Origin of the sequence: Streptococcus mitis, from assembly GCF_002096895.1 — a bacterium.
Classification (GTDB): domain Bacteria; phylum Bacillota; class Bacilli; order Lactobacillales; family Streptococcaceae; genus Streptococcus; species Streptococcus mitis_AH.
This window is the reverse complement of record NZ_NCVI01000020.1, coordinates 900,676-907,489: the sequence shown is the minus strand read 5'-3', so window position 1 is coordinate 907,489 and position 6,814 is coordinate 900,676. Positions and strand designations below refer to the sequence as shown.

Sequence of the window (6,814 nt, the reverse complement as noted above, 5' to 3'; positions counted from 1 at the left end):
AGTTGAATAGCACCTTCTTCTGCCTTCTCAGTTAATTCTGTCCGAATACGGCGCTCGATAGCTGGCAAGACTTTTTTCTTAACAGATTGCTGAACGACTTCATCTATATAGGCGTTTTTCACCTTGAAACGAGCTGCAAAGAAAGATAGAATGCGGTCTATTGCATGTTCAAAACCGACCTTCAAGACACCTAGCTTTTCTCCACGATTGAGAGCCAAGGTACGATAACCCTGCATATTTCCAACTGTCTCTGAAAAATCATAGTAAATTTGAAAAACCTGCTTTTCATCAAGACTTTCATCCTTGACTTGAGAAGTGAGTTTAGAGTGTCTCAGCACCTCTTGATAAGTTAGAGCGCGTAAATTGACATCTTCCGATAAGGCTTCAACCAAGATATCAACTGCACCAGCCAAGGCTTCCTTACCAGTCGCAAATCCTTCACAGACGAACTTTTCAGCTTCCTTCTCTAAGTCAATTACATTCTGCAAGATTAAGCGAGCAAGTGGAAAGAGCCCTGCTTCACGGGCAATAGTTGCCTTGGTTCGACGTTTTTCCTTATATGGAAGATAGAGTTCTTCTACGTCTGCTAGTTTTTCGGCAGCTAAGATAGCTTCTTCCAACTCCTTGGTCAGTTTGCCTTGCTCTTGAATCTTAGCTAAAACAGCTTCCTTACGGTCGTTGAGATTTGTCAGACTTTTATCCAAGTCAATAATGGCCTTAATCGCCACCTCATCCAGACTACCAGTCATGTCCTTGCGATAACGCGCGATAAAGGGAATCGTCGCCCCTTCGGTAGTCAAACTTAGAACAGTATCAATTTGCTTTAAAGTCACTCCCAAATCCTGGGAGATTTTTTCATATTTTTTATCCATGAATCTATTATACCATAAGCCAATCTTATTCAAATTATCTCTTACAATTTTAAAACATAAGTTGGTGAATAAATTTGCTTCATTTCAATATTCTATTTATTGAGAAGGTTTCAATTTAATTCTAATAGTTTACAAAAGGACTAGTGATTAATTTCACTGTTTTTATTTTTGACAATAATGCGCCACTATTCTCCCTCTCTATTCTTCAAGAAAACGTTTTTTTGAAGAATAGGATTGAGACTTCTGTTTATAATCGTCCAAAATGCGTGTTTTTGAAAAATAAAAAAACCGCAAGACAGAGTCTACGGTGGGGATAATCTATTTTGAAATTTTAAATAAAAAAGGAGCATTTAAGCCCCTCCTTTGAAATAACGGACATTTGGCTGGTCGGTGTACCCAGCATCTCAGATACCTTCTTCAAGGTGCGGCAGGAACCTTTCTGCCCTCAAATGTCTTTCGTTAATGTTATTCTAGCACTATCTATTTTTTTGTCAAGCTTTCTCAATCTACCCAGACTTAATACGACTTTGTAACTTGAAATCTTGTAAGCGATACATGGTCGGAACATAAAAGAAATCTCCACTTTTATGTAACTTGATGGCAACAAGAACATTATCATCAAATCTTTTAACATATTCAAAACTAGCATCTTTCTCTCGTGGATTAATGCCGACGAAATCTGGGTTCCTTAGTATAAGTTCCAGATCTTCGATATGATGAATCACATCATTATGATACCGTTTCAGCATATGACTTCTTAAACCTTCTTTGTTAACTTTGATATCACTAGCTTCAAGAACAATATTAAAAATTTCTTTTATTTCGTCAGTAACCTAACCGATCTTTTTTTGTTCCATCGTTTCCTCCATTATTCCACAATTATTATATCACAATCATAGTGTATATTAGGATATATCAAGCTCTATTATTCGTTAGATACTCAATTTTAACTTTTCCCTTTTCCTCAAAATAATAGTATAATAGAGGTAGAATTTAGAATCGAGGTATCACTATGGCAGTAAAATTTACAAAAACGGACGACTTGGACAAGATGTTTGAAGAGTTTGCGAAACTCCCTGATTTGAAACAAGTCACTTTCCCAGATGACAAAGAGAAAAAAGCCAAAGCAGAAAAGAAAAACTAGATGACTGCTTTCCAACAACTCCCGTCTAGTGTGCTTCAGACTGGGGCTATTTTTCTCTCCATTATCATTGAAGCCCTACCCTTCGTTCTGATAGGAAGTATTGTCTCAGGACTGATTGAGGTTTATATCACACCTGACAAGGTTTATCATTTTCTCCCTCGAAATCGTTGGGGGAGAATCTTTTTTGGCACCTTCGTTGGGATACTTTTCCCTTCTTGTGAATGTGGAATCGTCCCCATTATCAATCGTTTTCTGGAAAAAAAGGTTCCCAGTTACACGGCCGTTCCCTTTCTCGTAACAGCACCTGTTATCAATCCTATTGTTCTCTTTGCGACCTATTCTGCCTTTGGCAACTCCTTCCATGTCGCTCTGTTACGAGCTCTAGGTTCCGTTGTAGTGGCTGTGATACTTGGGATTTTTCTAGGATTCTTCTGGCAAGAATCGATTCAAAAAGAAAATCGTTTGGCCTGTCATGAACACGATTTTTCTCACTTGAGACCTGCAAAAAAAGTTTTTCAGGTCTTTGTGCAAGCCATTGATGAATTTTTTGATACGGGGCGTTATTTGGTATTTGGTTGTCTCTTCGCCTCTATAATACAGGTCTATGTTCCGACACGGATTCTGACCTCTATCAGTGCGACCCCTCTTTTTGCCATCCTACTCTTGATGCTTTTGGCCTTTCTTCTTTCTCTCTGTAGTGAGGCTGATGCTTTTATCGGAGCTTCTCTTCTCTCGAGTTTCGGCTTGGCACCAGTTCTGGCCTTTCTCGTCATTGGTCCAATGCTGGATATCAAAAATATTCTCATGATGAAAAATTACTTGAAAGCACGATTTATCAGTCACTTCATAACGATTGTGACTCTTGTCGTCTTAGTGTATTCTCTCTTGATTGGAGTCATCCTATGATTCGATTTTTAGTTTTAGCTGGCTATTTTGAACTGACCATTTATCTCCATCTGTCGGGCAAATTAAACCAGTACATCAACATGCACTATTCCTATCTTGCCTATATTTCCATGGTGCTTTCCTTTATCTTGGCAATCGTTCAATTGTATATCTGGATGAAGCAAGTCAAAACCCATAGTCATCTGAATAGCCGATTAGCTAAAGGAACTAGTATTGCTCTTCTTGCCATTCCAATTGTCGTCGGCTTAACTTTTCCAACTGTTAGCTTGGATTCTCAGACCGTTTCAGCAAAAGGCTATCACTTCCCCCTATCGGAAGGAACGGATCAAGCCATTCAGACAAGTGAAGGAACGACAAGCCAATATTTGAAACCAGATACCAGTTCTTATTTTTCAAAATCAGCTTATGAAAAGGAAATGCGAACTGCAGCGGACAAATACTTGTCCCAAGATAGTATTCAGATCACTAATGAAAACTATATGGAAGTCATGGAGGCTATCTACGACTATCCAGATGAGTTTGAGGGCAAGACAGTCCAGTTTACAGGCTTTGTCTATAATGACCCCAGTCATGCCAATAGCCAATTTCTGTTCCGCTTCGGCATTATTCACTGTATCGCGGATTCGGGTGTTTATGGATTGTTGACAAAAGGAAATACCCGTCAATATGAAAACAACACCTGGATTACGGCTAAAGGAAAACTGGTCAATCACTACCATAAAGAACTCAAACAAAACCTCCCAACATTGGAAATCGACAGCTTTACCAAAGTCGATAAACCAGAGAATCCCTATGTGTATCGCGTGTTTTAAAAAGCAAACTAAATCCATAAAAAAAACGAACAAGTTCTCTTCTGAATGACAGAAAAAGAGCCTGTTCGTTTTTTGTTATATGAGACTTAGTGACTTGTAGATTTAAATCTTATACCATTTTAAGTAATACAAGTAGCTCAGTGATTATAAGCGAGCCACTCACTAATTAGACTAGCGATTTCTTTAGGTGCTTCAGTATAAAGCTCATGACTAAAGTTTTTTAGAAAAATAGCATCAAAATAAGTTGGCAATTCTTTTAAGGCTTCCTCTCTCCATGTAGCTTCATTAGGATAGTGAGGACTAATAAATAAGGCATCCCCCACTTCTCTCTTGAAAGCTTGTATTTTCCACCGTAGTCGGAGAATCGCTTCTATATTTTCATAATTTATAGCTAACTCATATCTATTATACTCCGCATTCCAGTGATAGGACTGTCTTACAGCTTCCTCCATATTTTCTGACCAATGTTTTGATTCGGATTTTTCTTTAGAAATAAGAAGATTTAAGTCCGAGACGACTTGAGATTCAATATAGTTTTTAGTTTCCTCTAACTCTGTATCTAAAGGTAAAATCTTATCTAAATCTAGATAGCCACCATCCAAAAGAATCAGTTTCTTCACTTCTTGAAATTCCGATGCAAGATAACGCACCAAATCTCCTCCAAGAGAATGACCTATCAGACAGATAGATTCTTCCTCTACAATCTCATTTTTAAACCATGATTTCAATTCTGTTTCATCTCGAAGATGCGTTTCATATGGATTTAAAAAATAAACTTGCGAATCTAGTTCTTGAAGAAAATCCTTGCTATGATAGACATTGCTTCCCAAACCGCCAATAAAATATTTTTTCATTCTCTACTTAATACTATGCTTATTCATTTTTTGTTCAAAGATAGTCGTGATAATCTGACGTAATTCTTCGCGTTCTTTTTCTGGAATTTCACCACTTGTTTGAGCTGCAGCGTAGAGTTCAGGGTGTTCAATTGAAATGCGTTTAATCGTACGTGTCGTAGCATGTTTTCTGACGAAAAATGGGATTCGCTTAATCAAGTCTTGTGGTACTAGCGCAAGAATCTTTTCAGCAGTTTCCTTGTCACTAATCTTAGACGTCGTAAGCCCCTTCTTAATCATTTCCTGTTCTTTTTCTGTAAAATCTTTTAATTCCATTCGGTCAGTCCTCCTATTTTCTTTAAGTTAAATTATATACCAATTGCAGCAAGACGACAAATAGTCTGCTTGTAAAATCTTCTCTATACTACAATTTTCCTGTCGCTCTTTAATGAAAAATCACAAATCCTTTTGGAGAGATCACAAGCTGATTCTCCAATTCTTGGCAATTGCTTGCTAGTGCTACTGCTTCTTTTTGTAAATGATAATCTTCCTTTGATTGGTTGAAAATCGCTTTGAGGATTCGCCCTTCATATTTCCACTGCAAAGCTACTACATCAGCTTTGATTTCTTGGAGACTATACTTGCCATGCTGAATGGTTGCTGACGCATGTTTGCGAATCTGGATCAATTTCTTCATGAAATTCAGCATATCATTGTCACTTGATACACGTTCCCAAGGCATACAACGTCGACAATCTGGGTCTGGTCCTCCGGTTAAAGCTAACTCGGTTCCGTAATAAATGCAGGGTGTTCCCTTTTGTAAAAAGAGAAAGGCTAGGGCTGATTTAACCAGTTTAGCATCTTCATTTGCCGTCCACAAGATTCGTTCTGTATCATGCGAATCCAAGAGATTAAACATAACCTCTGAAATCTGCTGTTTGTAATACATAGACTGACCATTGATTTCATCGATGAACTGATCAATCTTCTTAATTCCTCGTAAGAAATAGTCCTTGATACTATCAGATAAAGGATAATTCATGACCGCATGGAACTCATCTCCATTTAACCAAGGCTGAGACGTATGCCAGACTTCTCCTAGGATATAAAGATCAGGCTTTTTAGCTAAAACTGCATTACGAAAATCCTTCCAGAACTGATGGTCAATCTCATTAGCCACATCCAAACGCCAAGCATCGATATCAAACTCTTCAATCCAATAAGTCGCAACCTTTAAAAGATAGTCCTTGACCTCTGGATTGGCTGTATTTAGTTTAGGCATATAGTCCTCGAAACCAAAAGCATGATAAGGTAAGTCTCTCTTATTAACTAGCTTTTCAGTTGTCACTGGGAATTGTTGAATATGGAACCAATCCTTATAAGCAGATTGCTCACCATTTTCGACAACATCTTGCCATTGAGGAGATTGCGAACCAATATGGTTAAATACCGCATCCAGCATGATTTTCATGCCACGCTGATGAGCTTGCTCGACCAGCTCCCGGAAGGTCTCCTTGTCTCCAAAATGACGGTCAATTTCAAAGTAATCTGTCGTATTGTACTTATGATTGCTCGTAGATTCAAAGATAGGACAAAGATACAGTCCAGTAATACCCAAGTCTTGCAAGTAATCCAGATGGTCAATAATGCCTTGTAAATCACCACCAAAGAAATCGTCACTTTTAGGTGTGCTTGATGAATCCCAGTCTAATGTTCCTTCTGGGTTTAATCGAGCATTTCCATTTGCAAATCTCTCAGGAAATATCTGATACCATACCGTATCTGAAACCCAGTCTGGCACTTGACATGCATCAATCTCATGAAGATAAGGCAACTTAAATCCATTCCCAATAGCATGAAGATTTTCTAGAGAATTTTCCACACACCCTTTATCGCCATACAAAATACTTTGACCTTCTGTATCCTTGAGTTCAAAGAGATACTGGATACGTGCAAAGTCAACGGACACTTCAACCTGCCAATAATCAAAGATGGCATCAGAAGTTATCTTGGCCATTTTCTTTGTATCTTGATAAAACTCCTCCATAAAAATAAAAGGGTCCCCATAGTGCAAGTTGATGATTTCAATGTCCCCTTTCTTAGTTCGAATCCGAATATGAATCTTCTTATCCTTATAAAGATAGGCGAACTCCGACTCAGACCTATGGTAAATAGCGCTTAATTCCATCAATTTGTCTCCTGATTTACTTGGTTGCATTTAAGACGCAAACGTTTTCATAATTGTGA

At 38.1% G+C, this 6,814-nt stretch carries 8 protein-coding genes; 3 read left to right on the top strand and 5 right to left on the bottom strand.

Annotated features, from left to right (window positions below; genetic code table 11):
* Together B7697_RS09110 and B7697_RS09105 are read right to left on the bottom strand one after the other, a co-directional pair.
* Nucleotides 1-872, bottom strand: an 872-nt coding sequence (locus B7697_RS09110; RefSeq protein ID WP_275655552.1) for a Tex-like N-terminal domain-containing protein, incomplete at its 3' end; no start/stop codon positions are given.
* 506 nt (nucleotides 873-1,378) lie between these two features.
* Complete coding sequence (locus B7697_RS09105) at nucleotides 1,379-1,654, bottom strand: PBECR3 domain-containing polyvalent protein (protein ID WP_239822302.1); 276 nt, start codon at nucleotides 1,652-1,654, stop codon at nucleotides 1,379-1,381.
* Between the two features lie 230 nt (nucleotides 1,655-1,884).
* Here B7697_RS09105 and B7697_RS09500 point away from each other — a divergent pair, with 230 nt between their 5' ends.
* Genes B7697_RS09500 through B7697_RS09090 form a run of 3 tightly spaced genes read left to right on the top strand, consistent with a single transcriptional unit; the run spans nucleotide 1,885 to nucleotide 3,734 of the window.
* Nucleotides 1,885-2,016 (top strand): SPJ_0845 family protein, encoded by a 132-nt coding sequence (locus tag B7697_RS09500; RefSeq protein WP_004234728.1) that lies wholly within the window; start codon nucleotides 1,885-1,887, stop codon nucleotides 2,014-2,016.
* Nucleotides 2,017-2,922: a permease gene (locus tag B7697_RS09095; protein ID WP_084951489.1), complete on the top strand. Its 906-nt coding sequence runs from the start codon at nucleotides 2,017-2,019 to the stop codon at nucleotides 2,920-2,922. It begins immediately after the preceding gene.
* Nucleotides 2,919-3,734 carry a TIGR03943 family putative permease subunit gene (locus B7697_RS09090; RefSeq protein WP_084951487.1) on the top strand — a complete coding sequence of 272 codons (816 nt, stop codon included), beginning with the start codon at nucleotides 2,919-2,921 and terminating at the stop codon, nucleotides 3,732-3,734. Before B7697_RS09095 ends, B7697_RS09090 begins: the two co-directional genes overlap by 4 nt.
* Before the next feature lie 137 nt (nucleotides 3,735-3,871).
* On the opposite strand, the gene B7697_RS09085 is transcribed toward B7697_RS09090, so the two are convergent.
* The 3 genes from B7697_RS09085 to B7697_RS09075 form a co-directional block, all read right to left on the bottom strand.
* The gene (locus B7697_RS09085; protein ID WP_084951484.1) at nucleotides 3,872-4,588 is read right to left on the bottom strand and encodes an alpha/beta hydrolase family protein; all 717 of its coding nucleotides are present in this window, start codon (nucleotides 4,586-4,588) and stop codon (nucleotides 3,872-3,874) included.
* 3 nt (nucleotides 4,589-4,591) lie between these two features.
* Nucleotides 4,592-4,903 (bottom strand): hypothetical protein, encoded by a 312-nt coding sequence (locus B7697_RS09080; RefSeq protein WP_000420556.1) that lies wholly within the window; start codon nucleotides 4,901-4,903, stop codon nucleotides 4,592-4,594.
* A gap of 109 nt (nucleotides 4,904-5,012) precedes the next feature.
* The gene (locus B7697_RS09075; RefSeq protein WP_084951482.1) at nucleotides 5,013-6,755 is read right to left on the bottom strand and encodes a glycoside hydrolase family 13 protein; all 1,743 of its coding nucleotides are present in this window, start codon (nucleotides 6,753-6,755) and stop codon (nucleotides 5,013-5,015) included.
* Nucleotides 6,756-6,814 lie beyond the last annotated feature (59 nt).